The organism is Mesorhizobium sp. U510, from assembly GCF_059180695.1.
On sequence record NZ_CP180532.1, the window covers coordinates 5,554,416 to 5,578,869 of the forward strand.

Annotated in this window: 25 protein-coding genes; 13 read left to right on the forward strand and 12 right to left on the reverse strand. The window is 63.0% G+C overall.

What is annotated here, in order from left to right; genetic code table 11:
- Nucleotides 1–52 precede the first annotated feature (52 nt).
- Complete coding sequence (locus ACLGL5_RS28715; RefSeq protein WP_494372813.1) at nucleotides 53–1,003, forward strand: DUF1236 domain-containing protein; 951 nt, start codon at nucleotides 53–55, stop codon at nucleotides 1,001–1,003.
- Nucleotides 1,004–1,158: 155 nt separating this feature from the next.
- On the opposite strand, the gene ACLGL5_RS28720 is transcribed toward ACLGL5_RS28715, so the two are convergent.
- A complete protein-coding gene (locus ACLGL5_RS28720) occupies nucleotides 1,159–1,389 on the reverse strand; it encodes a hypothetical protein (protein WP_069092569.1) in 231 nt (76 codons plus the stop codon).
- A 176-nt stretch (nucleotides 1,390–1,565) separates the two neighbouring features.
- Between ACLGL5_RS28720 and ACLGL5_RS28725 the strand changes: the two genes are divergently transcribed.
- Together ACLGL5_RS28725 and ACLGL5_RS28730 are read left to right on the forward strand one after the other, a co-directional pair.
- Nucleotides 1,566–1,730: a hypothetical protein gene (locus ACLGL5_RS28725; RefSeq protein WP_019859315.1), complete on the forward strand. Its 165-nt coding sequence runs from the start codon at nucleotides 1,566–1,568 to the stop codon at nucleotides 1,728–1,730.
- A gap of 95 nt (nucleotides 1,731–1,825) precedes the next feature.
- Complete coding sequence (locus ACLGL5_RS28730) at nucleotides 1,826–3,973, forward strand: caspase family protein (protein WP_064981967.1); 2,148 nt, start codon at nucleotides 1,826–1,828, stop codon at nucleotides 3,971–3,973.
- A gap of 90 nt (nucleotides 3,974–4,063) precedes the next feature.
- Here the strand turns inward: ACLGL5_RS28730 and ACLGL5_RS28735 are convergent, their stop codons facing one another.
- Nucleotides 4,064–4,309, reverse strand: coding sequence for a hypothetical protein (locus tag ACLGL5_RS28735; RefSeq protein ID WP_069092570.1), 246 nt, complete (start codon nucleotides 4,307–4,309; stop codon nucleotides 4,064–4,066).
- A 333-nt stretch (nucleotides 4,310–4,642) separates the two neighbouring features.
- On the opposite strand from ACLGL5_RS28735, the gene ACLGL5_RS28740 reads away from it, so the two are divergent.
- Complete coding sequence (locus tag ACLGL5_RS28740) at nucleotides 4,643–5,098, forward strand: hypothetical protein (protein WP_069092571.1); 456 nt, start codon at nucleotides 4,643–4,645, stop codon at nucleotides 5,096–5,098.
- Nucleotides 5,095–7,311: a glycosyltransferase family protein gene (locus tag ACLGL5_RS28745; protein WP_494372814.1), complete on the forward strand. Its 2,217-nt coding sequence runs from the start codon at nucleotides 5,095–5,097 to the stop codon at nucleotides 7,309–7,311. Before ACLGL5_RS28740 ends, ACLGL5_RS28745 begins: the two co-directional genes overlap by 4 nt.
- 127 nt (nucleotides 7,312–7,438) lie before the next feature.
- On the opposite strand, the gene ACLGL5_RS28750 is transcribed toward ACLGL5_RS28745, so the two are convergent.
- Nucleotides 7,439–8,335 (reverse strand): aminoglycoside phosphotransferase family protein, encoded by an 897-nt coding sequence (locus tag ACLGL5_RS28750; RefSeq protein ID WP_171903302.1) that lies wholly within the window; start codon nucleotides 8,333–8,335, stop codon nucleotides 7,439–7,441.
- Nucleotides 8,336–8,611: 276 nt separating this feature from the next.
- Between ACLGL5_RS28750 and ACLGL5_RS28755 the strand changes: the two genes are divergently transcribed.
- Nucleotides 8,612–10,096: a hypothetical protein gene (locus ACLGL5_RS28755; RefSeq protein WP_494372815.1), complete on the forward strand. Its 1,485-nt coding sequence runs from the start codon at nucleotides 8,612–8,614 to the stop codon at nucleotides 10,094–10,096.
- Nucleotides 10,097–10,198: 102 nt separating this feature from the next.
- Here the strand turns inward: ACLGL5_RS28755 and ACLGL5_RS28760 are convergent, their stop codons facing one another.
- The 3 genes from ACLGL5_RS28760 to ACLGL5_RS28770 form a co-directional block, all read right to left on the reverse strand.
- Nucleotides 10,199–12,175, reverse strand: coding sequence for an AI-2E family transporter (locus ACLGL5_RS28760; protein ID WP_069092573.1), 1,977 nt, complete (start codon nucleotides 12,173–12,175; stop codon nucleotides 10,199–10,201).
- A gap of 209 nt (nucleotides 12,176–12,384) precedes the next feature.
- Nucleotides 12,385–13,458 carry a D-alanine--D-alanine ligase family protein gene (locus ACLGL5_RS28765; protein WP_064981789.1) on the reverse strand — a complete coding sequence of 358 codons (1,074 nt, stop codon included), beginning with the start codon at nucleotides 13,456–13,458 and terminating at the stop codon, nucleotides 12,385–12,387.
- A gap of 16 nt (nucleotides 13,459–13,474) precedes the next feature.
- On the reverse strand, nucleotides 13,475–14,092 hold the full coding sequence (locus ACLGL5_RS28770) for a cysteine peptidase family C39 domain-containing protein (protein WP_064981792.1): 618 nt from the start codon (nucleotides 14,090–14,092) through the stop codon (nucleotides 13,475–13,477).
- Nucleotides 14,093–14,255: 163 nt separating this feature from the next.
- On the opposite strand from ACLGL5_RS28770, the gene ACLGL5_RS28775 reads away from it, so the two are divergent.
- Both ACLGL5_RS28775 and ACLGL5_RS28780 read left to right on the forward strand, forming a co-directional pair.
- A complete protein-coding gene (locus tag ACLGL5_RS28775) occupies nucleotides 14,256–14,822 on the forward strand; it encodes an RNA polymerase sigma factor (protein WP_069092574.1) in 567 nt (188 codons plus the stop codon).
- Nucleotides 14,823–14,860: 38 nt separating this feature from the next.
- Nucleotides 14,861–15,382 carry a hypothetical protein gene (locus ACLGL5_RS28780; RefSeq protein ID WP_069092575.1) on the forward strand — a complete coding sequence of 174 codons (522 nt, stop codon included), beginning with the start codon at nucleotides 14,861–14,863 and terminating at the stop codon, nucleotides 15,380–15,382.
- A 36-nt stretch (nucleotides 15,383–15,418) separates the two neighbouring features.
- Here the strand turns inward: ACLGL5_RS28780 and ACLGL5_RS28785 are convergent, their stop codons facing one another.
- Nucleotides 15,419–15,847 (reverse strand): VOC family protein, encoded by a 429-nt coding sequence (locus tag ACLGL5_RS28785; protein WP_069092576.1) that lies wholly within the window; start codon nucleotides 15,845–15,847, stop codon nucleotides 15,419–15,421.
- Between the two features lie 334 nt (nucleotides 15,848–16,181).
- Here ACLGL5_RS28785 and ACLGL5_RS28790 point away from each other — a divergent pair, with 334 nt between their 5' ends.
- Nucleotides 16,182–16,436 carry a hypothetical protein gene (locus ACLGL5_RS28790; RefSeq protein WP_236952002.1) on the forward strand — a complete coding sequence of 85 codons (255 nt, stop codon included), beginning with the start codon at nucleotides 16,182–16,184 and terminating at the stop codon, nucleotides 16,434–16,436.
- A gap of 23 nt (nucleotides 16,437–16,459) precedes the next feature.
- On the opposite strand, the gene ACLGL5_RS28795 is transcribed toward ACLGL5_RS28790, so the two are convergent.
- From ACLGL5_RS28795 to ACLGL5_RS28805, 3 genes are all read right to left on the reverse strand, one after another.
- Nucleotides 16,460–17,647: an aminotransferase-like domain-containing protein gene (locus tag ACLGL5_RS28795; RefSeq protein WP_069093466.1), complete on the reverse strand. Its 1,188-nt coding sequence runs from the start codon at nucleotides 17,645–17,647 to the stop codon at nucleotides 16,460–16,462.
- A gap of 171 nt (nucleotides 17,648–17,818) precedes the next feature.
- The gene (locus ACLGL5_RS28800; RefSeq protein WP_069092577.1) at nucleotides 17,819–18,271 is read right to left on the reverse strand and encodes a GNAT family N-acetyltransferase; all 453 of its coding nucleotides are present in this window, start codon (nucleotides 18,269–18,271) and stop codon (nucleotides 17,819–17,821) included.
- Between the two features lie 200 nt (nucleotides 18,272–18,471).
- Nucleotides 18,472–19,227, reverse strand: coding sequence for a pyridoxamine 5'-phosphate oxidase family protein (locus ACLGL5_RS28805; RefSeq protein WP_069092578.1), 756 nt, complete (start codon nucleotides 19,225–19,227; stop codon nucleotides 18,472–18,474).
- Between the two features lie 5 nt (nucleotides 19,228–19,232).
- Between ACLGL5_RS28805 and pdxR the strand changes: the two genes are divergently transcribed.
- Nucleotides 19,233–20,675 carry a MocR-like pyridoxine biosynthesis transcription factor PdxR gene (gene pdxR, locus ACLGL5_RS28810; protein WP_069092579.1) on the forward strand — a complete coding sequence of 481 codons (1,443 nt, stop codon included), beginning with the start codon at nucleotides 19,233–19,235 and terminating at the stop codon, nucleotides 20,673–20,675.
- Between the two features lie 4 nt (nucleotides 20,676–20,679).
- On the opposite strand, the gene ACLGL5_RS28815 is transcribed toward pdxR, so the two are convergent.
- Nucleotides 20,680–21,177 (reverse strand): hypothetical protein, encoded by a 498-nt coding sequence (locus ACLGL5_RS28815; RefSeq protein WP_019859335.1) that lies wholly within the window; start codon nucleotides 21,175–21,177, stop codon nucleotides 20,680–20,682.
- Nucleotides 21,178–21,283: 106 nt separating this feature from the next.
- Here ACLGL5_RS28815 and ACLGL5_RS28820 point away from each other — a divergent pair, with 106 nt between their 5' ends.
- The gene (locus ACLGL5_RS28820; RefSeq protein ID WP_069092580.1) at nucleotides 21,284–21,877 is read left to right on the forward strand and encodes a DUF922 domain-containing Zn-dependent protease; all 594 of its coding nucleotides are present in this window, start codon (nucleotides 21,284–21,286) and stop codon (nucleotides 21,875–21,877) included.
- Between the two features lie 10 nt (nucleotides 21,878–21,887).
- On the opposite strand, the gene ACLGL5_RS28825 is transcribed toward ACLGL5_RS28820, so the two are convergent.
- Nucleotides 21,888–22,421: an RBBP9/YdeN family alpha/beta hydrolase gene (locus ACLGL5_RS28825; protein ID WP_069092581.1), complete on the reverse strand. Its 534-nt coding sequence runs from the start codon at nucleotides 22,419–22,421 to the stop codon at nucleotides 21,888–21,890.
- 109 nt (nucleotides 22,422–22,530) lie between these two features.
- On the opposite strand from ACLGL5_RS28825, the gene ACLGL5_RS28830 reads away from it, so the two are divergent.
- Complete coding sequence (locus tag ACLGL5_RS28830; RefSeq protein WP_069092582.1) at nucleotides 22,531–23,013, forward strand: Lrp/AsnC family transcriptional regulator; 483 nt, start codon at nucleotides 22,531–22,533, stop codon at nucleotides 23,011–23,013.
- Nucleotides 23,014–23,080: 67 nt separating this feature from the next.
- Complete coding sequence (locus tag ACLGL5_RS28835) at nucleotides 23,081–24,361, forward strand: cytochrome-c peroxidase (RefSeq protein ID WP_069093467.1); 1,281 nt, start codon at nucleotides 23,081–23,083, stop codon at nucleotides 24,359–24,361.
- The last annotated feature ends 93 nt before the right edge of the window (nucleotides 24,362–24,454 follow it).

Below are 24,454 nucleotides of genomic sequence, written 5' to 3' on the forward strand. Positions count from 1 at the left end.
TCGCGCGGCAAGGGCCCGGCGGCAATCATCACCCATCGGCTGATGCGGACGATTGCCAGCCGTCCATGAACGGTCGCTCCGTAAGAAGTTCCGCGAAAAGGATCTCATCGACAGCATCCCTGAATGTGATCGTCCCCCTGTCTCCCGAGATTTCCGCCTGTCGATTTTGCCAATTCGCCGGGAACGAAGTTTTTTCGTTGAGGTTTACCCCGCGAAGGGACTGATGCTTTCGAGGAGATCTCCCATGAAGCAAATTCTGATCACCAGCATGCTCGCGCTCGGCATCGGATGCGGTGCCGCGATTGCTCAGACACAGCCGGCTGAAACCCAGTCGGGCGGTGACGCCAATTGCGCGGCCGCTGCGGCCAACTGTCAAAAAGGCTCGAAGATGAAGATGGGCGAGCAGGCCCAGGGCAAGGCCAAGGTCCAGACTGACCAGCAGGCTCAGGGCAAAGCCAAGCTCAAGACCGACGAGCAGGCTCAGGGCAAAGCCAAGGTCCAGACGGACCAGCAGGCCCAGGGCAAGGCAAACGCGACCACCGATCAGCAGGCCCAGGGCAAGGCCAAGGTCCAGACGGACCAGCAGGCCGAGGGCAAGGCGAATGCTACCACCGATAAGCAGGCCCAGGGCAAGGCCAAGGTCCAGACGGATCAGCAGGCCGAGGGCAAGGCAAATGCTACCACCGATCAGCAGGCCCAGGGCAAGGCCTCGACACAGACTGATCAGGGGTCGACTGCTTCCATCAGCAATGTAACTGTCGAACAGAAAACCCAGATCACCCAGGTCATCAAGGAGACCCGGGTCGAGCCGGTCTCCAATATCGATTTCGACATTACTGTCGGCGTCGAGGTTCCCCGGCACAAGATCCGGCTGCATCGTCTGCCGGCGCGCATCGTCAAGATCGTACCGGCCTACGAAAGCTACGAGTATTTCGTAATGGCCGACGGTCGGATCGTCATCGTCGATCCGGATACGTTGAAGATCGTCCTTATCCTGACCTGACTTGGGCGCTCGCTCTGAAACGCCCGCCACATCCAGGTGGCGGGCGTTCTATGAAACCTGCCGATGAATTGACCGTGGCCGAACGACTGCAGAATGGGTTTCCGCGTCATGCAACCAGAGCTGGGCAATGCCGCCAGGATTTGGCCGTCAGGACATCAAAGCTGGATTTCAGCCCCTGCCTGTTCATCGAACAAGACTGAGCAGCCTCGTGCAAGCGCTACAGTGGAAAGGGCGTTTGCCACCACGTCGTCCGGCGACACGAAATCGCCGGTCAGAACCCGCAACTCTTCCACCCCTTCAGCCATCGAGACAAAATTTCCGACCACGCGATCGTGCTTGCAGGTCTCGACCACGTAAAGCAGATCGACCAGTTCGAAGCTGCGCATGTTCAGCCTCCAATAAGAATGTCCCTTGCTGGATCGTGAAACGCGTTGGCTGAACATTGTGTTCCGGCGGGCTCGAATTAACCCTGCCCCACCGCTGCGTCCGGCGCCGTTGGCGACGAACTTCAGCGCCAACGACGGCTCGTTCGGCGTGCGCCCGTCACGGCGTCCACCATGCCATGCGCGACAAAATCCGCGCTGATGTCATGGGCGAGCGCTTGCCGTCGATCGTCAAACTCACTTCCGAATATCGGAACATTTTCGGCCCGGCGCGCCTCGCCGACATCAGCGCCGATGGGTTTTTCCCGCCTGATCTGAAGCCCTCGCTGTACATGAGGTTCTGACGCCGACGATGCGCAGCGCCTGTGGCCGTTGGAATTTTGCCGTTGCTTGGGTTATGATCAGCCGGATGCTTCCCTCTGGAAATGGCGGTGAAGGCATGTTGCGGAAGAGCTTTTCCAGCTATTTGAGGCAGGGCCTCCTGCTCGCGTTCCTGGCCACGTTCAGCACGCTCTGGCTCGCCCAGGCCCACGCCGAGCGGCGTGCGGCCATTGTCGTCGGCAACAGCGAATATCCGTTTGCCCCGCTGACCAATCCCCGCAACGACGCCAAGCTCATCGCCAATACCTTGACCGAGCTCAAATTCGACGTCCTGCTCTTTTACGATGTCAAGAAATCGGCGGAGAAAGACCTGAACGACGCGATACGCGCGCATCTCATAGGCGCCGACATGGCGGTCTTCTATTACGCCGGCCATGCCCTGCAGTATAACGGCCAGAACCTGCTGCTCCCCGTCGATACCCGGATCTCGTCGGCCAAGGACGTCGCGGCCGACGCCATGAGGCTCAACGATCTGATCGACATCGTGAAGAACGATCCGGTCGGCGTGAAAGTCTTCATCCTCGATGCCTGCCGCAACAATCCGGTTGCCAAGGAGAAGGGGTTGCAGCAAGGCCTCGCCTACACGGAGGCCGGCAGCGGCCAGGTGCTGGTCGCCTTTGCCACCAGCGCCGGTGAGGTCGCCTATGACGGGACGGGCATCAACAGCCCCTATTCGTCGGCGCTCGCCAACGCCCTGCTCATGCCCAATCTCGATGTGTACGACACGTTCCGCACGGTGCGGGGCGACGTTCGCCAGGCGACAGCCGGCTCACAAATTCCCTGGATCACCGGCTCGATCGAAACGAAATTCGTCTTCCGGCAGGGCGACGCCGGCAAGCAGGTTGCGCAAGCCGAGCACGCCGCCGAAGCGAATGGCGGCCTGACTATCGATGAGGTGTTATGGTCCTTCATCAGCGACAGCCAGAATCCGGAGGACTTCGAGCGCTTCGTGAAGGTCTTTCCCAATAGCCGCTACGCGGCCGAGGCGACGGAGAAGAGCCGCTTCAAGGTGGCTGCGTTGACCAAGCGCGGACTCTATGTCAACGGCAATTTGGTCTCCAGCTCGATCGCGGCGGTGGCGCCGGTCGAGGCGAGTGACAAGGCGTTGAGCGAGGAGTTCGTGTTCCAGCAGGCCGGCGAGCGCGCCGTCAGCGAGACCTTTCGTATTTGGCCGAGCAACCTGCCCGACACGCAGCGCGGCATGCGGACGATGGTGACGGATTGCGATCTCTACGCCGCCGATCCCAACGATCCACAGCGCGCCGTGCCTGGTGTCACCAACGGGCTCGTCAATGTTCGGGACGCGTTGCGCGCTTGCGCTTTTGCACTGGCGGCCGACATCAACAACCCGCGCCTGCAGTTCCAGTTCGGCCGTGTTCTGGAAATTGCCAGGCGCTACAGCTGGGCCGAGCATTTTTACGAATTGGCCGGCAATCAGCAATACAGCGCCGCGCTCATCAATATGGGCTACATGGCGCGCGTCGGCATGGGGCGGGAGATCGACTACGGCCGCGCGTTCGACTTTTACGTTCGGGCCGCTGCGCTTGGCAATCTCAGAGCCAGGACCGATATCGGCTCCGCCTATATTGCTGGCCAAGGCGTACCAAAGCTGCCGCAGGAAGGCGTTCTTTGGTATCGCCTGGCCGCATCAAGTGGCTGGGCGAATGCGATCACGGCGCTCGGCGACGCTTACCGCCTCGGCACTGGTGTGAAGCAAGACTATGTCCAGGCGGCCTCCTTGTATTCAGCAGCGGCCGATACCGGCCAGATCGATGCGATGGCTAATCTGGGACAGGCGTATCTCGCGGGCGAAGGCGTGAAAAAGGACGTGCCACGAGGACTCGAACTGTTGCAGCGCGCAAACGACATGGGCAACAGGTACGCACCGTATTTTATGGCGCAGCTGTATCTGAAAGGCGACCGCAAGCTGGCTGCCGATCCTCGCCGCGCCTTGACCCTCCTTGAGCTTTCCGCAAACCGGGGAAATGAGTACGCCTACGTCCGTCTCGCCTGGGGGCATCGCGACGGGCTATTCACCGGCAAGCCTGACCTGCGCCGAGCCTACTTCGACGCCTCGCTCGCCGCGAGGCTTCGGGCCGATCAGGGAGAACAGGCGAAGGCGGAGATAGCCAAAAAAATAGACCCCGCGACTCGAAAAGAAATAGACGGAGAAGTTGAACTATATATCAAACAGAATGGTCCGTAACGCGTGATAGACGTTGCGCGATATTCGAGATGATTGCGTTATCAGAAACCAAAGACCGCGCTGGTAGTTGGTGGCGAACAAGGCGGCGGATCAATAGTGGGAATCGCCGCGCTTCGAACTCGATTTGTCGGGTTGAGGCGTACTTACCTTGGTGACCTTGGTGACCTTGGTGACCTTGGTGACCTTGGTGACCTTGGCGCACCGTCCATCCTTCAGCGAAAAACCGAAATCGCAGAGGATGGGCCTTCCTGCAATCGTCCAGCATCCGCTCAGCATGACTGAGGTCGAAACCAAGGCGGCGGCCGAAGCCATCTTTGCCAGCAGCAATCTTGCCATTTGCGTCGCTCCAGCCTCGACCAAAACGGCCGCGGCATCGCATCAGGACTTTCAACGTCACGCCGTAACAAGAAAATACGCCTACTGCCCTATAGTCAAGGGGAACGCAGGCGAGTGTGCCAGTCCTGCTTACTGACGGACTGCCCACCGAGTTTGACGACGGCATGTAACCGGAGTGTGCCGCCGTTGCGGGGCTTTCTCGCCATGGCCGTGCAGGTTGCAGCTCAACGACAATGCGTCGGCATCACACGGCGCGGCGCATCGACCTGAACGTTTGACACATACAAATCGCCATTGGTAGATTCCTGCATCCCTCATGTGAGCGCCATCCAGATGAGAAAGCTCAAGGAACTCTTCCTTCGAAAGGATAAGCAGGATCCGGGAGATGAAGGTCCGGGGAATATTTATGTATACAAATCCAAAGAGGAAATTTCGGCAATTATCGTTACGACTTTAGGTGTCGATCCTGACCTTCTCGAAGAAATCATTGTTACGACCAAGCGCAAGCTCTCAGGAAAGAGCGACCGGCTCATCTATCTGACCGACAATTCGGACTTCACGATATTCCGCCGTCACGGTGTGATTTTCGAGTATCTGCCTCCATTGGTTGAGCAACGGCTGCACGCAGCCGACATGCCTTGGCAGGCTTATTTGCGGGAGCACTGGGGGCTCCTTCTTGCAAAATGGCGGCCTCGCCGTGTCCTGGCTTACGGCACGACTATCGATAGTTTCCTGGCGGCGGCACCGACGGCATCCGTCCGCAACGCCCCGGACATGCCCAGATCATGAGGCTGGACATTCTGTTTGTCGCTGATGTCCGCTTCGAAGGCGGCACCTCCACCGCGCTCGCCGTGGAAATCCGAGCGGCCGCCCGCGCGGGTTTCAAGACAGGCTTGCTGGCCGTGAAGGGACCATTGCTGCGTAACCCCTACCCTATGCATCCCGACTTGCGGGCACTGATTGATGGCGGCGCGACAGAACGGATCGACCCGGACACGAAGGTCGACGCCGACCTCGTCCTGGTGCACCATCCGGCGATAATGTCCAACCGCTTCACCAGGCGGACCGGCATCCGGACCGAACGCATGGTCATGGTTCTCCATCATCCCATGGTCGACCGGCGGGGCAAGCTGCAGTACGACCTCGCGCGCATCGTAAGCAATTGCCGTTGGGCGTTTGGCGTCAAGGTTTGGCTCGCCACCGTCAGCGCCGTCGTTCGCGATGCCTTGCCCCGTCATTTGCCTGCGGGCGCGGAACTCCTGCCTGAAAACTGGACCAATCTGATCGATCTCGACGACTGGCCTCGCAGGCCGGACGGCCCGCCGCACAATCCGGTCATCATCGGCCGCCATGCCCGCCCGGACAAATTGAAATGGCCGAGCAGACCCGCCGACGCGCTGCGTATCTATCCTGCCGACGCAGCCCGCTACAGCATCAGGATCCTGGGCGGCGGTCCCTTCCTTAGGGAACTCTATGGTCCGCTGCCGGCAAACTGGGAAATACTGCCCTTTGCATGGACCGGCATTGCCGGGTTTCTCCAAGGGCTCGATTTCTATGTCTACTACCACAGCAATTCCTGGTCGGAGGCTTTTGGCCGCACGATCCTCGAAGCGCTGGCGGTAGGGCTCGTCACGATTCTCCCCGCGCACTTCCAGCCATTGTTCGGTGACGCGGCAGTCTATGCGGCGCCGAGAGATGTCGAGGGCGTCATCGGCAAATTCATCACCGACGCGGATGCCTACGCGCGGCAATCGGCCTTGGCCAGGGAGTTCGTTGCCCGCCACCATTCCGCAGAGCTTTTCCCGCAACGCCTTGAGAGGCTGTTCAACATTTCCAAACCGCGGGATGCGGCGGCCGTGCGGGCGTCGACGATCCAGCCTTTGCCGATACGTCAGGTGCTGTTTGCATCGTCCAACGGCATCGGAATGGGGCATCTCGCGCAGCAGCTGGCTGTCGCGCAGCGACTGCCGCGAGGGCTGAAGCCCGTTTTTGCGACAATGTCCTACGCCATGAAAATTGCAGCCGAGGAGGGTTATCACGCACACTTCCTGACCCATCACCGCGGCATCGATGCCGCGCCCGTGGACTGGAACGACGTGCTTGCCGAAGAACTGTTCGACCTGATCAGTCATCTGCGTCCAGCGGTATTTGCCTATGACGCCACAGCTGTCTTCGACGGTGTCGTCGCAGCCCTGGCCATGGACCGCAACCTGTTCTCGATCTGGGTCCGTCGACCGATGTGGCGGGAATCGCACCGCCCGTTCCTTGAGATGGCGGACGCTTTCGACGCTGTTATAGAGCCCGGCGAACTGGCCGATGAATTCGATCACGGCCCCACGTCGGAAGTGCGCGATAAGGTTCTGTTGGTTCCGCCAGTGTTGTTGCTGGAGCCAAATCAGCGCCTGGACAGGGCCGCCGCGCGCAACTTCCTCGAAATACCCGATGGCATGACCGTCGTCGCCCTGCAACTCGGCTCCGGCAGCAATTTCGACATGCGCGGCGTCCGCAACGGCGTTATCAAGGCCGTGCTTGACCGTCCCGATACGCTGGTGCTGGACATCCGCTCGCCGATCCGCGCCGATTTCGAGTCGGACGAGCCGGTCGGGCCGAGGCATCGCATCGTCGAGCTGTTCCCGAGTTTCAACTACAGCCGCGCATTCGACGCCGCGGTCGTCGCGCCTGGCTACAACACGTTCCATGAGAACATCCTTGGCGCGGTGCCGACCTTGTTCGTGCCCAACGAGAGCGACGAGATGGACCTGCAGCTCAACCGCGCCCGCTGGGCAGAGCTTGGCGGTTTTGGCCTGCTGATGCGCCGCGACCATGACCTTCCGCATGTCGACCGCTTCATCGAACAGCTGCTCGACCCCACCGAGCGCGAAGGAACGGCGGCGCGCTGCGAGGCGGTCCCCTGGACCAACGGCGCTGACGTCATCGCGAACTATATCGAAGACCATGCCAGGATGGTCCGAACTGACTGGGACATCTCCAAGGATAGCTGATGTGTAGCGCTGCACCGAGGAACGGCACTCTTGAAACAAGCCAGCCTTCGACGCGGTCGCCCCCCGGACCTCCAGCGCCTGCGCCAGCATCGCCGCGGCGTGCCCGGCGCGCGCCGGCAGCCAGAGTTCAGATGTCAGGATTGTCGAGAATGCGAGACAGCGTGCTGCGCCCCAGCGCACTCATGGCGGGGTTGGTGCGACGGTAATACCAGACGAGGCCCATGGCCTGCTGGAACGCCCAGGCAGCACCGCGCTTCCATAAGAGGTCCTCGACTTGAAGGCCGCTCCGAAAGGTCGCCCTTCGCTCGCGGTCGAGAAGATGCCACGCGACCGCCAGATCCAGCGACGGATCGGCCGGCCCGAAACTGCCACCATCAAGCACGCCGACAAGACGCTCGCCCTGCACGAGAAGGTTTGGCGGGATAAGGTCCTTGTGGCTCATCACGACGGGCTCAGCGGCGGGCAACTCCCGCAACCGGGCCCACAGATCGCGCAGTCGAGCCACATCGAGAAGGCCCTCGCTGTTTTCAAAGCAGACAGCCATCCAATCGTCATGATCGGGGAGATGTCCGCCACGTCCTTGCCCGTCGAAGCGTCGGCCCCGTGTGTCCGCCTGGCGCAACGACGCCACGAGGCTTGCAAGGTCGAGGGCGAAAATCGCCGATCCACTGAGCCCGTTCGGCGTGGCAACCTCGCCTTCGATCCACGTTTGCACTGCCCATGGCATTGGATATCGAGGACTGGGCTCGCCGAGCCCAATCGGTTGCGGCGTAGGAAACAGGCAATGCTGTCCAATCTCGACCATGGCGGCGGCCTCCGATCGAAGCATATCGGCGCATTCGGTCGGCTTCATCGCCCGCAGCGGGAACCGCGCAGCGCTCTTTGAGCCAATGCGAAAGATGGCGTTGACGGTTCCCGACGATCCGACCGAGGTGACGTCCTCATGACGATACTGGGGAAACTGATCGCGGATCATCTGGCGGGCGATATCGATGTCGATATCCACCTGATCGTCATGCATCATGAGTTCTCATCCTGCCGAGCTCGGCATCGAGGGCAAAAGCACCGACCTACAGTAGCTGACGTCAAGGTTGAAGCAGGTGTCGATCAGATTCCAATCGCCCTTCTATCATCGCCAGCAGGTCACTCGGAGGAAACAGGCGACAAGAATGCAGCTGATATAGTATAAAGAGTCCACGGCATATTGTCTCAGAGGCGCATCGATATGCCCACAAGATATGTTCGAGTTTATTTAACTTTGCAGCTTTGTGAATCCCGTTAACAGGAGGGGCGACGGAACATGCCAAACGAGCAAACGACAATTGACCCAGGCGCAGCCGAAACGCAACTCGGCCCGAGTGTATCGGTGCAAGTCAACCCCGAGGATTCCGTACCTTTCCGGCCGGAGCCGGTGTTCATCTCGCTCGGCCTGAAACGAGATGTTTTCGTGGGATTCTCGGGCGGTAACGCGGCACCGAATCCCGATCCGATGGGCATCCCGCCGGTAGACCTGAAGACCGAGAACGGACTGCTGAAGGCCTTCCTGCTGCTCGGATTCGAACCGGGCCCGGACACAACCCCATTCGGGTTTTCGATGCCAGCAATCTTCCGCGCTTCAGCCGCGTTCAGAGAAACCGTCGACCTGCCCGGCCTCAATGTCCCCATGCCTCCGGCTGTCATTGGCCAACAACCTCCAGTGATCAAGCCGGGCATGATTCAGAATTACATGGCTCTCCAGGCCAATTTCTTTCAAATGTCGCTGGCTCCGCTTCAGGCGAAGCTCAGGGAGGCGCGTGTTCCGTTTACGCAGGGCGGCATACCCGCGCCGGAGGACCTTCGGCCACAGCTCTTCCTGGTCGAGCAATATCAGCTTGCTAGCTTTCGCGGAGACCTGGCACGGGATGATCTGGTCGACTCCATCAGCCTGTCGCCCGGCGGCTCGATGACCTACAAGGTGATCATCAAGAAGAGAACATCGACGAGCAACGAGCTGACCTCCACCGTGTTGGACAGTCAGGACCGGGAAGCGAAAGATAATTTCAACAAGCAGCTCAAGGATACCGCCGACAAAAGGTCCGGCACGAACAACTATGATTATGGATTCGAAGGGAGTTTCCATGGGGAGGCTTCGGTCGAAATCGGCGGAGGCAGCGCGGACGCCCGGGTTCATGCGCGCGGATCGACCAATGAGGTTCGACAGGATTTTGCGGAATCGACCACATCCGCCATCAATTCCCAAGTGTCCGAGACGAACCGTTCCCGCAAGCAGAGCATAGAAACCGGGAGAGAGGACACCCAGACTGACGAGCAAACCGAGAGCGTCAGGGAAAAGACGGCGCATAACCCGACGGCGCAGCCTGTGAATGTCGGAATTTTCCTGCTCAAGGAAGAGTTCGTTTCCGTTCTCAGCCTGGTCGATGTCGAGATTGCCTATCGCAATGGCGATGCGAACCAGGACCGTCAGGTGCCGTTGCGCAAGCTTGGCGAACTGCTGGATGCCGTGATCGAGCGCCCCGAGGATCGCACGGAGATTGCCGCGACAATCAAGGCGCTCCTTGAAGGGATCGCCGACTACCAGGATGAAACTCGCAGTATCGTCAAGCCGGACCCGAGCAGTCCGCTTGGCTTCAGCCGCGATGCGCAACTGAGATCGGAATATCGGCTTCTGAAGTCGGACGGGACCTTGCGGCGGACGTTTTCGGTGAAAGGCATCCCGATACGCGGCTGCGAAAGGTCGTTGCGCCGGCCGAATGTCACGGTCGAGCTGCCGATCGCCGGAATATGATCCGCTGAGCGACGGGATGCCGCGCAAAGCCGTTGTGAGCGTCTTTGCCGGCAGGGTCCGCCTGGGCCGAACCAGCGCGCTCGCTACTATCGGTTTTCACCCCTAGCTTGCCGCCGCGGCCGGCACCTTCCTTGGCGCGGCGCGCGGCCGGCGCATGCGCCGTTTGGCGACGAGTTTCAGCGCCACCGGCGGCTCGTTCGACAGCGCGCCTGTCACCGCGTCGACCATGCCGTGGGCGACGAAATCCGCGTTGATGTCCTGGGCGAGCTTGTCGGCGGCTTCCTTGTCCCCGTTGCCGGCCTCCGACCAGAACACGATGCCCACCCGTAGTGCCGCCTTCGCCCGCTTCAGCCGGCGGACCAGGAAGCGGGCGTGCTTGACGGAATCGCGGTTGAGGAAGCCGACCACCACTGTGTCGATGGTCTCGAGCTCCAGGCGGCGAATGCTGGCCGGTTCCATGTCGGCAAAACCCGCCTTCGACGCGGTCGCCCCCTGGACCTCCAGCACCTGCGCCAGCATCGCCGCGGCGGCATCGTCGAGCTCGCCGCGCCCGCCGGCGCAAAGCAGCGACATGCCGGTGCCGTCGGGCAGTTCGGCCTCGTCCTCGTCGGCGGCATCGCCGGGCTCGCCCGCTTCCGGGCTTTCGTCCTCGGCCGCTTCCTCCTTGGCATCGTCTTCGAGATTGGCCACCAGCGCGAGCGCACTGGCCGCCACCTGCCGTCGCTGCAGGTCGCCCATGACGCCGCGCACACGGTCGCGCTCACCCAGCAGCAGGGCCGGAATGGCCACCTTGTCGTAGAATTCGACCAGATATTTCTCCTCGAGCATTTCCTCGGCATGATCGGTGGCCTCGTCCGGGTCGCCGGCCAGCAGCCGCTGGTAGAGCCGAGCATGCGGTTCCAGCACCGGCTCGTTGCCGAACAGCACGTCGAGGAATTCAAACTGCGGCACGTGCCTGCCCAGCACCACGAGGCAGACGGTGAGCGGCGTCGACAGAACGAGGCCGAGCGGCCCCCACAGCCACGTCCAGAAGATGGCAGCAACGATGATCGCCAACGGCGACAGTCCGGTTCGCGAGCCGTACAACCAGGGCTCGACTACATTGCCGGTGACCAGTTCCATCACCACGAACAGGGCAGCAGTCCACAACACCAGCGACCAGCCGGGCGCCACGGCCAGTGCCAGGAACAGCGGCAAAAGCATGCCGATGGCCGGACCGATATAGGGAACGAACCGCAATGCCAGCGCCAGCATCCCCCACAACAGCGCATTGGGAATGCCGAGGATCCACAGCCCGATCGCAATCGGTATGGCGTAGACGATGTTGACGACCAGTTGCATGAGCAGGTAGCGGCCCACCCGCTTGGCTGCATCCTGAAGCGCCTCGGTGGTGCGGTGAAGGTCACCATAGCCGACAAGCCTGATGAAGCGGTCGCGCAAATCCTCCCGTTCGAGCAGCATGAAGATGACGACGACGATGATCAGACCCGCCGATCCGAGCGGACTGATCAGCGGGCCGACGATGTTCTGCAGGACTTCGAGCGGCCTTTCGCGCGCCACGATCTCGACCGGCACCGGCTCGCGCGGCGGCTTGTCCGCGGTGGCGGCCGGCAATGTGGCGTCCTGCCGGTCGATCTCCTGGCCGACACGCTCGACCACGCTGCTCAATCTGGCGATGATACCGCCGCCGACGCCGGTTTCCTTGAGCGAGCGGATCTTGGCCAGGATGTTGGTCTGGTAGACCGGAATGTTCTGCGCCAGTTCGCTGACCTGCGTGGCGACGACGAAGCTGAACAAGGCAAGTGCCGCGAAGGCGCTGAGCACGCTGGCGATGACGGCGGCGATGCGGGGAATGCCGACCCGTTTGAGCGCCGAGACAAACGGCGCCAGCGCGAACGTCAAAAGCAGGGCGATCGCGATCGGCAGGAACACCTCGCGGCCGAAATACAGCGCCGCCACCGTTGTGACGGTGGTGGCCACATTGGGCAACGCGGTTCGCGGATGGGGCGCGGCAGCCGCAAGAATATCGTCCAGCCCATGCGCCTCGGACGCCGTCCCGTTTCGACGATTGGCCACCACTTGATGTCTCTCCCCCTGCCAGCGGCCATGGTCTGACATATTGAGCCGGCGTGCAACATTTGCCGGCAGACCGCTGGTTACCCTTCAATTCCGGGCGGGTCAGTATGTTCCCTACGGCCGAGACAATGGAGAGAAGTGCCTTTATCCGCCCATCGGGATTCTCGGGCCAAGGCCGGCGGCAAGCGTGGCGTGACGCTGAACAGAGCCGATCAGCGCGCCGCATGCCTGGCCAGCGCGTGCTCGATCAGCACGTCGATCACCTGGCTGTAGCCGATGCCGATCGCCGCCAGCGCCTTGGCGTACATCGAGATGTCGGTGAAGCCGGGCAGCGTGTTAACCTCGTTGACCAGCAGCGAACCGTCGGCGCGCAGGAAGAAGTCGACGCGCGCCATGGCCTCGCAGCCGAGCGCCCGGAAAGCCCGCGCGGCCATCTCGCTCGTCCTGGCAACGACATCCGCCGGGACATCGGCGGGCACCTTGACCAGCGCGCCGTCGGCGTCGAAATACTTCGCTTCGTAGGTGTAGAACCCATGCTTGTCGGCCGGAATGATCTCGCCGGGCGGCGAAACCGTCAGCGAACCGTCGGCCCGCTCCAGCACCGAACACTCGATCTCGCGGCCGTCGACGAACTCTTCGATCAGCGCCTTGCTGTCATAGCGCAAAGCCGTTTCGACGGCCTGTTCGAAGCCATCCCTGTCATGCACCTTGCTCACCCCGAAGGACGAGCCCTGGCGCGCCGGCTTGGCGAAGAAGGGCAGCCCAAGCGCCCCGGCAATCTCCTGGAACGAACCGACATCGCCGCGTCGCACGGTGACCGAGCGGGCAACGGCAAGCCCTGCCTCGCGTAGCAGCCGCTTGGCGACATCCTTGTCCATGGCGGCGGCGGAAGCCAGGACGCCGCAGCCGACATAGGCGACATCGGCAACCTCGGCATAGCCTTGCACCGAACCGTCCTCGCCGAACGGCCCATGCAGCACGGGAAAGACGACATCGACAGGGTCAGGCTGTTCGCCGCTCTCGGTGAGAGCCACCAGCCGGCCCTTGCCGCCTGGCAGCAGGGCTACCTCCACGCCATCCTCAGACACCGGAGCCCCTGCCCCGTCGGCGCCGGCCTCGGACGAAGGCTGCAGCCGCCATCTGCCATCCCTGGAAATGGCGATCGGCACCACCTGGTAGCGCGTCCGGTCGATCGCCTTCAGCACATTGGCCGCCGACAGCCGCGACACGTCATGCTCGGCCGAGCGCCCGCCATAGAGGATGGCGACCCTGGTCTTTTCAGTCATTGAAACCCCTTAGAAATCAAATGGTGACGGCAATGCCGCGATTGGCAAAGAAACGATCGAAATCGGCTGGCGATAACACTGCGTTGGCCTGTGTGGCGCTGGTATGGCCGGATGGGTTGTGGAAGCGAAAACCATCATCCGACGCCGCCGTCACCAGCACCAGATGGCCGCCCTTCGACGGCGGCTCGCGCTCGGGCCAGCGGATCGAACTGCTGACCGAGGCGATGAAGAAGCGTGAGCGGGCGAGGATCGCCGGAATGTCCGACGTCGCGACATTGGTCATCACCTGCGCCTCCAGGCCGAACTCCGCCTTCACGAAAGTGACGAAGGGCGCGTAGATCAGGCCCCTGATCGAGCCTTCGTTGACGACATAGCCGCCATATCGGGTGCAGCGTCTCGCCAAGTCGATCGTCGGCACGATCTCGCCGCGCGTCGCCAGGATCATTTTCAGGCACGCCATGCCGCAAATGTTGGCGGCCCAGACCGCATATTCGTCTGGTGTTTCCGCTCCCGACCCCCGCCACAGCGGATCGCGCCGCAGCGCCACATCAGCGCCATCGGCGAGCACGGCCAGCGTCATGTCAGGCGTTTCCCACTGGCTGAAAAACGGCACGGTTTCGGGCGATGTATCCATGGAACTCCGCGGCTGGGTTTCCATCTCGTATCGAGGATGTCGGACAAAAGGAAGGCCACCTGGTCAGTGCTTCGAATTGGTGCTGGTGCGCCAGTGCGTCGAAGGTTCGGCGCAGTCTTCGGTTGGTCTGTAAGAAATTTCGTTTAGGTACGACTACCTTGACATGACCATGCTTTACCAAAACGAGAGGGGCGGTGCCGAAGCGGCCGCGCCACCGGATGTCGACCGGCTCTACATCCAGGCGGTGGATCAGCTAGGTCCCGCGTTGGCTCGTCTGGCAGTTGGATACGAAGCAAACCCTATCGAGCGGCAGGACCTGTTGCAGGATATCCATCTGCAGGTCTGGCGCAGCCTGACGTCTTTCGATGAGCGCTGCTCGCTGCGCACCTGGGTCTACCGTGTGGCACACAATGTCGCTGCCGATCATATCGGGCGAGCCCGACGCCTGAAAGGAATGATCGGCCTCGATCACCCGGCGGCGGAGATCGCCGCTGACCCGAATCCCTCCCCGGAGACGGAGGTATCCGACCGGCTTGCGCTGGCCCGGATCCACACAATGCTCCACCGCCTGCAGCCGATCGATCGGCAGGTGATGATCCTCTACCTGGAGGAGGAGGATGCCGCGACCATCGCGGAGGTTTCCGGTCTCTCGGCCGGCGCGGTGGCGACGCGTATCAGCCGCATCAAGCGCGTTCTGGCCGGCCAGGTCGTTCTGGAGGCAGTACGATGATTAACCGGTCACAATCTTCCTGGAAGGAACAACCTGTTATGACCTCGGCCATAAATCTCGAAGACATCAAGGCGCGACATGCCGCTTTGAGCCGAACCACCAAGCGCCGCAACACTTTGGAATATGTCTCCGGAGGCATGGCCGCCGCCTTTCTGCTCGTCACCAGTGCAGTGACATTCCTGGCAGCCGACTCGTCGGCGGATTGGATCATGGCGTCAGGATTTGCAACGCTGGTGCTCGGCCTCCTGTTGGTGGGCTTGAATATCTACCGCAAGAGCACACGTGCCGGATTCGATCTTGCGACAAGTGGAATGGGCCATCTGCAACAGCGCTTGGCTCATGAGCGCGACCTGCTGAGATCCGCCTGGCTTTGGTATGTCGGGCCAATAGTGCCGGGGTTCGTCATGATCTATCTCGGATCATGGACGACAAATCCCGCGCGCCCGATCTTCGCGCTGGTCGGAGGCGGGTCGACCTTTGCCTTCCTTGTTTTGGTCATCATCCTGAACCGCCGTGCGGCTCGACGGATTGAAACGGAAATGCGTGCCCTGCGGGAATGAGGATGCTTCGCGAGCCGCGCCGTTCGTGCACCGTCTCTAGAAGGTGATCTTCACCGAAGCGGCGCTGCGCGCGTGCGCACCGTGATGGACGGCCTCGATGTTATTCCCGTCGGGGTCGAGCAGGAAGGCGGCGTAATAGCCGGGATGATAGGGCCGCTCGCCCGGCGCGCCATTGTCCGTGCCGCCGGCCGCCAGCCCGGCCTTGTAGAAGGCATCGACCATCGCGTGGTCCCTGGCCTGGAAGGCCAGATGGTGACGGCCGGTGAGCTTTCCCAGTGCTGCCCGGCTGTCGGCGCTGGAGATGAACAGCTCATCGGACCAGAAATAATCCTCGCCGGTCCCGCCGATCGGCACGCCGAGCACCTGCAAGACCGCCTCGTAGAAACGCCGGCTGGCGGCGAGATCCCTCACCACCATCTGGATGTGGTCGATGAGCCGGCCGCGATGCAGTTCCTGGGTTTCCACGAAAATTCCTCCTCGCAATGTTCCAAATCTAAATTCGCTTGGGGCGCCGTCAATGCGGGCGGGCGCAGGCTACTGACAGGCGCTGCCTTCCGGCGTCGTCGCCGAAAATCCCGCCCTTCGGTCCTTTGCAAATGAAAAGCCCGCCGGAGAGGGGGAAACCGGCGGGCTTTGGAAAGCCTCGTTGAAAAGGCCTTCGGATGTCTGCGGGGGTCAGACACCTAGGAACACCTGTCGGCTAAAGAGGTTCCACGCAGATCTTTTTTCGGGAGAAATTCTCCTGACGGGAACTTTCCGATCAAACCGGAGTTTCGTGGCGCGGCGGGAGGGACATCGATTGGACTGTTTTCAGAGACTGGAAGCGCTTATCGACAGCGCTGGGGTTGGCGACGTCGAGGAAGCAAACGCCTTGCTGCGACGCTTCAAGGGCAAGTCGCAGGCGGTCGACACGGCAATAGACGAGTTCATGCTCGACTTCATGACATTGATCTTCGTCGGCGAGGCCGGCGAGGAACGCTTTGAAAAACCGCTCCGCAGACTGGCGCGCACCAGGCTTGCGATACTCAAGCATCTGGTCACCGTGACGGCATAGGAATGCCGCCTTCTCTGACCGGCCTACCCCTTCAGCAGCGCCGCCAGCCTTGGAATGCCCTCGGTCACGGCGCGCTGGTCGGCCAGCGTGAAGGACAGCCGCAGCGTGTTGCGTCCGGTGCCGTCGGCGTAAAAAGCATTGCCGGGCACGAAGGCGACGCGCGCCTCCTTCACCGACCGAGCCAAAAGCTCGGTGGCGTCCGACCCTTCCGGCAGCGTCGCCCAGACGAACATGCCGCCTTCCGGCCGGCTCCAGGTCACGCCCTTCGGCATGTTGGCTTCGAGCGCGCCGAGCAGGCCGTCGCGGCGCTGGCGATAGGCGCCGATGAGTTTGTCGACCTGGCCGTCGAACACGGATTCGGCGACGCGGTGCATGACCAGCTGGTTGATCGACGGGCTGTGCAGGTCGGAAGCCTGCTTCATCAGCACCAGCTTTTCCACCACATGACGCGGCGCGCACACCCAGCCGACGCGCATGCCCGGCGACAGGATTTTCGAGAACGAGCCGCAATAGAGCGTGCGCGCCTTGTCGATAGAGCCAGAGCGCGAGCAATCGAGCGCCAGGATCGGCGGCACGCCCTCGCCATCATAGCGCAGCGCGCGATAGGCGGCGTCCTCGATGATGGCGATGTCGAGTTCGCCAGCGAGGTCGAGCACCGCCTCGCGCTGCTTTCGATCGAGTGTATTGCCGGTCGGGTTGGCGAAGTCGGGCACCAGATAGGCGAACTTGACCTTGCCGCCCCCTCTTGAAGAACCGGTGGGGGCGGCGGCCGCAGCGCGATAGGCGTCCGGCGTCATGTTGCCGCCTTCCGGCCGCAGACGGTCATAGCGCGGCTCATAGGCGTTGAAGGCCTGCAGCGCGCCGAGATAGGTCGGCCATGTCACCAGCGCGGTGTCGCCCGGCGACAGGAACAGCTTGCCCAGATAATCCAGCGCCTGCTGCGAGCCGGAGGTGATGAAGATGTTGGCCTCGTCGCAGGCGACGCCGAGCTTGCCCATCTGCCCGGCGATCCAGCGCCGCAGCGGCAAATAACCTTCCGACACCTGGTATTGCAGCGCCGCCCCTGCCTCCGCGCCGCCCAGCACCTCGGCATAGGCATCGCGGATGGCATCGGCCGGAAACAGCGCCGGATCGGGAATGCCGCCGGCGAAGGAGATGATGTCGGGCTGGTCGAGCAGCTTCAGCAGCTCGCGGATTTCGGAGGCCTTCATGCGCGACGAGCGCGAAGCCAACAGGTTCAAAAGGGTCAAGTCACGCCTCCCCAGACGATTTTCATATAGGTCAATGTAGCTGACCTATATCCGCTTTGTCAGGCAATTTGAATAGTGCCTGAAAGCCTGCCGCTATACGCCAGTCGCCGCCGGGGCGGAACGGAGTTGCATCTAGAGGCTCTTCTTGTAACCAATATGGCTGGCGGTGAAGCCAAGGTCTTCATAGAAACGGTGCGCGTCCGCCCGCCCCTTGTCGGTTGTGAGCTGCACAAGGCTGCAGCCGCGCGACCGACACTGATCGATCGCCCATTCGAGCATCAGCCGGCCGATGCCGCCCGAGCGCCGATGGCCGGCGACACGAACCGCCTCGATCTGCCCGCGCCAGGCGCCCTTGCGCGACAGCCCGGCAAGAAAGGTGATCTGCAACGTACCGATCACCTCGGCCCCGTCCACTGCCACCGCCAGCAGTTGGTTGGGGTCGGCATCGATCGCGGCAAAAGCTTTGAGATAGCCCTGGGCCAGCGGCAAGGAGGCATCCTCGCGAGCAGCGCCCAGTGGATCGTCGGCGAGCATCGCGACGATTGCCGGCAGGTCGGAAGCTTGCGCCTTGCGGAAGGTGATCATGGCGCCGGGATAGCGCGAGGCGGTGGCGGCGGCAAGTGAGCTCTCCCTTCTCCCCTTGTGGGAGAAGGTGGCCGAGCGAAGCGAGGTCGGATGAGGGGTGTTCCAGGGAACGCCGACGTCTCACTCCGCTGGAACACCCCTCATCCGTCTCGGCGCTGCGCGCCGATCCACCTTCCCCACAAGGGGGGAAGGAAGAGGTGCTAACTAACCTCGCCCTCATACACCGCCTGCGCCTGCATCAACGCCGCGTCCAGCCCTTCTCCTTCTGCATACCCAGCCAGATTCCCCGGCCGCTCGATGCCGGGCAGCAGCCTCGGACACGGCTCGGCCGCGCCGATCACGGTCCGCACCGGGATGATCCCGGCCCACACCGGGTGACCATAATCCTCCTCGTCGTCGGCGACGCCCTTGGCGCGCACTTTGGCCGATGCCTCCTCGATGCGCATGCCGATGACCATGGTCGCCTTGGCTTCCTGCGCCGAGATGGGCCGCAAGGTTTCGCTGCGGCCGGGGTAGAAGCGGTCGACGACGCCGGCCAGCGCCTTCATCTTCTCTTCCGGCTCATCAACAATCCGCGCGGTGCCGAAGCACATCGCCGAGCGGTAGTTGGCCGAATGGTTGAAGCCGGTGCGCGCCAGCACCAGCCCGTCGAGATGCGACACGGTGAGACAGGCCGGCGTACCGCCGCGCAATTGGCGCAGCATGCGGCTGGCCGACGAGCCGTGCCAGTAGAGCATGTCACCCTCGCGCCAGTGGATGGTCGGCGTGCAATAGGGCTGGCCGTCGAAGGTGTAGGCGACGTGGCACAGCAGCCCGGCATCCAGCACCGCGAAGACGGCCGCATGGTCGTAGCTGCCGCGCTCATGCAGGCGCTTGACCCGGTTGCGGCTGGTGGTCGGAAAGCTGGCGGCAACGTCGTTCACGGCTTGCATCCTCGGCTGTTGTCTGCCAACCATGCGCCATGGCATTGGTCGAGAAAAGAACCAATCACAGAAACAAAAATCAGACCAATCCGCCGGATTGGTCGGCGCTGATCCCGGTTCTGCCCGGGGACGGACCGCGCAGCCGCGAGCTTTACGCCGCGCTGCGGCGGCTGATCGAGACCGGCGCGCTGGCTGCCGGCGCAAAGCTGCCGACCACCCGCGACCTTGCAAAGCGCTTCGGCCTGTCGCGCTCGGCGGCGGTCGCCTGTTTCGAAATGCTGATCTCGGAAGGCTTTGCCGTGGCCAAGGTCGGCGCCGGCACCTTCGTCGCTCCCGACGTGCCGTATTTGCCGACAATGCTGGTCAAGGCGCGCCCGCCGGAGATCGACGCCGCGACGTCGCTGCCTTGCGGCCTTGGCGTGGCGGTATCCGACCCGCGCACGCTTGATGTGTTCCGCATCCTGCTGTCGCGCCACCTCGCCCGCCCCGGCCCCGAGCATTTCCGCTATGGCGATCCGCGCGGCGGCATCGCGCTGCGCACCGCGATTGCCACTTATCTCAGGACCGCGCGCGGCGTGCGCTGCGACGCCGGCCAGATTCTGCTGACCTCGGGCACGCAGCAAGGGCTCGATCTTCTGGTGCGCGCGGCACTTCGCCCCGGCGACGCCGTGTGGCTGGAAAATCCCTGCTATCCCATGGCGCACGCCGTGCTGGCCGGCAGCGGCGCCAGGATTGTCGCCGTGCCGGTCGATAGCGAAGGGCTCGATCCCGAGATCGGCGAACGTCTATGCCCAAAGGCGCGCGCGGCCTATGTCACGCCCTCGCATCAATATCCGCTCGGCGTGACGATGACGATGCGCCGGCGGCTTGCCTTGCTCGACTGGGCGCGGCGCAACGATGCCTGGATCATCGAGGACGATTACGACAGCGAGTTCCGCTATGCCGGCCCGCCACTGACCTCGCTGCAAGGCATGGATGGCGCGAACCGCGTCGCCTATCTCGGGACCTTCTCCAAAGTGCTCTTCCCCGGCCTGCGCATCGGCTATGTCGTGGTGCCGGAGCCGTTGCTCGATGCGGTCATGGCGATCAGGGCGCGCTCCGACCGTTACCCCTCGACGCTGGCCGAGGGCGCGCTGACCGACCTGTTGAACGAAGGCCACTTCGCCGCCCATCTCAGGCGCTTGCGCCGCCGCGTGCAAGCCGCGCGCGACGTGCTGGCCGCGGGCCTGCAGGCGCATTGCGGCGACAGGCTCGATGTGACGGCGCCCGAGCAGGGGCTGCATCTGATGGCGATGTTAAGGGGCAACGGGCCGGACACGGCCATTGTCGAAGCAGCAAAGGCGGTGGGCGTTGGCGCACGGGCATTGTCCGCGATGTTCATCGACGGCGCGCCGAAGCACGGGCTGGTGCTGGGGTTTTCCGGATTCTCGGATGAGGAATTGAGGGCGGCGGCGGTACGGTTGGGTGGGGTGATGCGGTAGCCGCTCAATCCGCATCAGCGGCAGGCTTCGCCTTCCCGCACTGCGCCAGCACCTTGCCGATGGCCCCCTTCGAACCCTTTAGCGCAAAACTGTTCGAACCATACTTGGCCGAACCGACAGACACATCGCCCTTCCCACGCAACAGATCGAGCAGCGGATCGGCTTTCTCCAGGTCCACTACGAAGTAATTGTACATGGCCTCCAACTGCAGCGTTTTGGTCACCGTCTTCCCGTCGGCCTTGAAGTCGAACGCGCCGCTGATGCCAGGCTCCAGCTGCTGGCCGCTGGTACCGAGGTCGTAGCTCAGCACCGGCTTGTCGAAACAGGCCAGCATCAGATACGCGTCGCCCTTCGGGCCGCCGCAGACCGAAGCGGTCAGCACGCTGCCGCCCTCGTCTTCCTCCATCTTCGCGCTCCAGCCGCTGCACGACGCGGCAAACGCCGGCTGCGCGGCCTGCAATGCGGCCACGGCACCGGCGACGACAAGATATCCAGCCTTCATGACTTCCCCCTGATAATTGCAGCACCCGCCGGCAGCATATAGGAAAAGCGATCCCGTGACATTGCCCGTTGCGGCAAGGTCGTGTGGTCCGGGTTTGGAGAGCGTTGTGTCGAGAGTTCGTCTGTGTCTTCTGCTGGTCGCCCTGGTGGCCTTGCCGGTCACCGCCCACGCACAATGGAAGCCGGTCGAGAAGGTCGAAACCTACGCCATTTCGGGTCAGTCCGGGCCGGAACTCTATCGTTCGATCGGCGAGAACGGGCCGAATGTCGGCGTCGCCCGCGCTATCGCCCACACCAATTTCAAGCTGACCTGGACCAGGGACTATCAGGCACGGGCCGGCGCCTGCGTGCTGGTGTCGGCGAAGCCGAAATTGATCATCACCTACACCTTGCCCAGCCCCTCCGCGCCGCTGCCGCCGGCCATCCAGAAGAACTGGGAGTTTTTTCTCGCCGGCGTCAGTGCCCATGAAAAGGTGCATGGCGCCACCATTGTCGACATGGTGCGCAAGATCGAGGCGGCGACCGTCGGCCTGACGGTTGCCGACGACCCCAAATGCAGCAAGATCCGGAGCGAGATGACCAAGCGCCTGTCCGCACTCTCGCAGGCGCAGCGCCAGGCCAGCCGCGATTTCGACCGCGTCGAACTCGGCCCGGGCGGCAATCTGCAGAAGCTTATCCTCGCTTTGGTGAATGGCGGCTGAGCCACCACCTTCAAGCCTCGGACACCAGCCCGTCGAGAAGCGCAAAACCTTCCGGCCAGTCGCCCAGTCCGCTTTCGGCATTGATGTGGCCGAACGGCCCGATCACGGCCAGGCGGCTGCCCCATTGCGTCGCCCGCGCCTCGGCATACTCCGCCGAACCATAGGGGTCGTTGGTGCTGGTCACCACAAGCGAGGCAAAGCGCAGCTTGCCCTCGGGAAGTTTGGCGAAAGCCATACCGTATTCGGGAAAGACCGCCGACGCCGGATCGGGAACGCCGACCAGCAAGGCCGCCTTCACGGGCCTTTGCGAAATCTTCTGCCAGTGCGCGATAAGCAGGCAGGACAGGCTGTGCGCGACCAGCACCGGCGGCTCGGGCGCGGCGATCACCGCGGCCTCCAGAGCCGCCAGCCAGTCGGTGAAACCGGGCAGGTCCCAGCTTGAGGGCCGGAAGCGCCGCATCGCCGGATTGGCGTCTTCCCACCGCGATTGCCAATGCGCCGGGCCGGAACCGCCGCTCCCCGGCAGGATGATGAAATGTGTCATGTCGCCTTGCTCCTATCGATGATGGTGCATGGTGGCGTCTTGAATTGGCACCGGGAATGGGAAATCATCGGAAAGATCATGTCCTTGCCGATGGATTCAAAGTGACACCATGAGGACCAGCGATGAGCGCGCGCCGCTCGACCCGACCGACATCGCCATCATCGAGGCCATGCAGGAGAATGGCCGCATCGGCATATCGGAGCTCGGCCGACGGGTCGGCCTGTCGCAGCCGGCAACCTCCGAGCGGGTCAAGCGGCTGGAGGAGCGCGGCGTCATTGCCGGCTACACCGCGGTGATCGACCCGGCCACCCTTGGCCTCGGCATGATGGCCATCATCCGCGTGCGCACCACGCATGAGCACATCCGCCCCTGCCTGAAGCAGTTTGCCGAAATGCCCGAGATTACCGAGGTGCACCGGCTGACCGGCGAGGATTGCTTCATCCTGAAAGTGGTCGTGCCCTCGCCCGCCCACCTTGAAACCATCGTCGACGCCGTGGCGCGCCATGGCGCGGTCACCACGGCGCTGGTGCTGCGCAGCGAGACGCCGAAGCCGATCGGCCGCGAGCTGATCCGCGCGAACACGGTTTCGTGAGGGCCGAACCAGTCATCAATCCGTTGCAGTGCGAACCTAACTGCTGAGCGAAATGGACCTGGAACTCATGACGACAGGACGAGGCAAACGCCTGATGATCGCGGCTGCGGCCGCATCGTTGTTCGGCCTTGCCATCGCTTTGCCGGCAACCCTTGTTCGCGCCGGAACAGGCAGTGTCCACCCCGGCCCGCTATCGCGCGCCGACGCCTTTGCCCGGGCGCAAGCGCTGACCGCCCTTGGCCGCAAAATGTTCTTCGACCCCGCTCTCTCTGCTTCCGGCAAGCAGGCCTGCTCGTCCTGTCATGACCCGCGCCATGCCTTCGGTCCAGCGTCGGCCGAGCCGGTCCAAATGGGCGGGCCAAACCTCGACCGGCCGGGCGTGCGCGCCGTGCCGTCGCTGCGCTATCTCCAGGCGGCGCCCTCTTTCACCGAGCATTTCTACGATTCCGAGGACGAGGGCGACGAGAGCGTCGACAATGGTCCGACCGGCGGCCTGACCTGGGACGGCCGCGCCGACCATGGCAAGGACCAGGCGAAAATCCCCCTGCTCTCGCCCTTCGAGATGGCCAACAAGGATGAGGCCGCCGTCGCCGCCGCCTTGCGCAAGGCCGCCTATGCCGATGAGTTCAAGGCGGCCTTCGGCGACGACGTGTTCGACCACGCGAGCGATGCCTTCGACGCCGCCGCCGAGGCGCTCGGCACGTTCGAGCAGAGCGCTGCTGAATTCTACCCCTATTCCAGCCGCTACGACGCCTTCCTCGCCGGCAAGGCTGAGCTGACGGCGCAGGAATTGCGCGGCCGCGCGCTGTTCGAGGACGAGACCAAGGGCAATTGCGCCAGTTGCCACTTGAGCGAACCGGCCAATGACGGCGAGCCGCCGCAATTCACCGACTTCGGCCTGATCGCTATCGCCGTGCCGCGCAACGCGGCGCTTCCCGCCAATGCCGACCCCGCCTATGCCGATCTCGGCCTGTGCGGCCCGCTGCGCACCGATTTCAAGGGACGGACTGAGTATTGCGGCCTGTTCAAGACGCCGACCCTGCGCAACGTCGCGCTGCGCAAGAGCTTCTTCCACAATGGCGCCTTGCACACGCTGCGCGACGCGGTCGCCTTCTATGCCAGCCGCGACACCGATCCGGGCCATTGGTATCCCAGGAATGCCGACGGCACGGTCAGGAAATATGACGACCTGCCAAAGGCTTACTGGGGAAACTTGAATCAGGATCCGCCCTTCAACGGCAAAAAGCCCGGCGACAAACCGGCGCTGACCGATGCCGAAATCGACGACATCGTCGCCTTCCTGGGCACGCTTACCGACGCCGACCAGCAGGCGGGGCCAGCGAACTGAACCGCCCTACCCGGTTTGGCCTGTTCGCCGGTGAAAAGAAGGTGCCTCGATCTACCGGATCCGATGCGCCGCAACGCCTGGGACCGGTAAAGA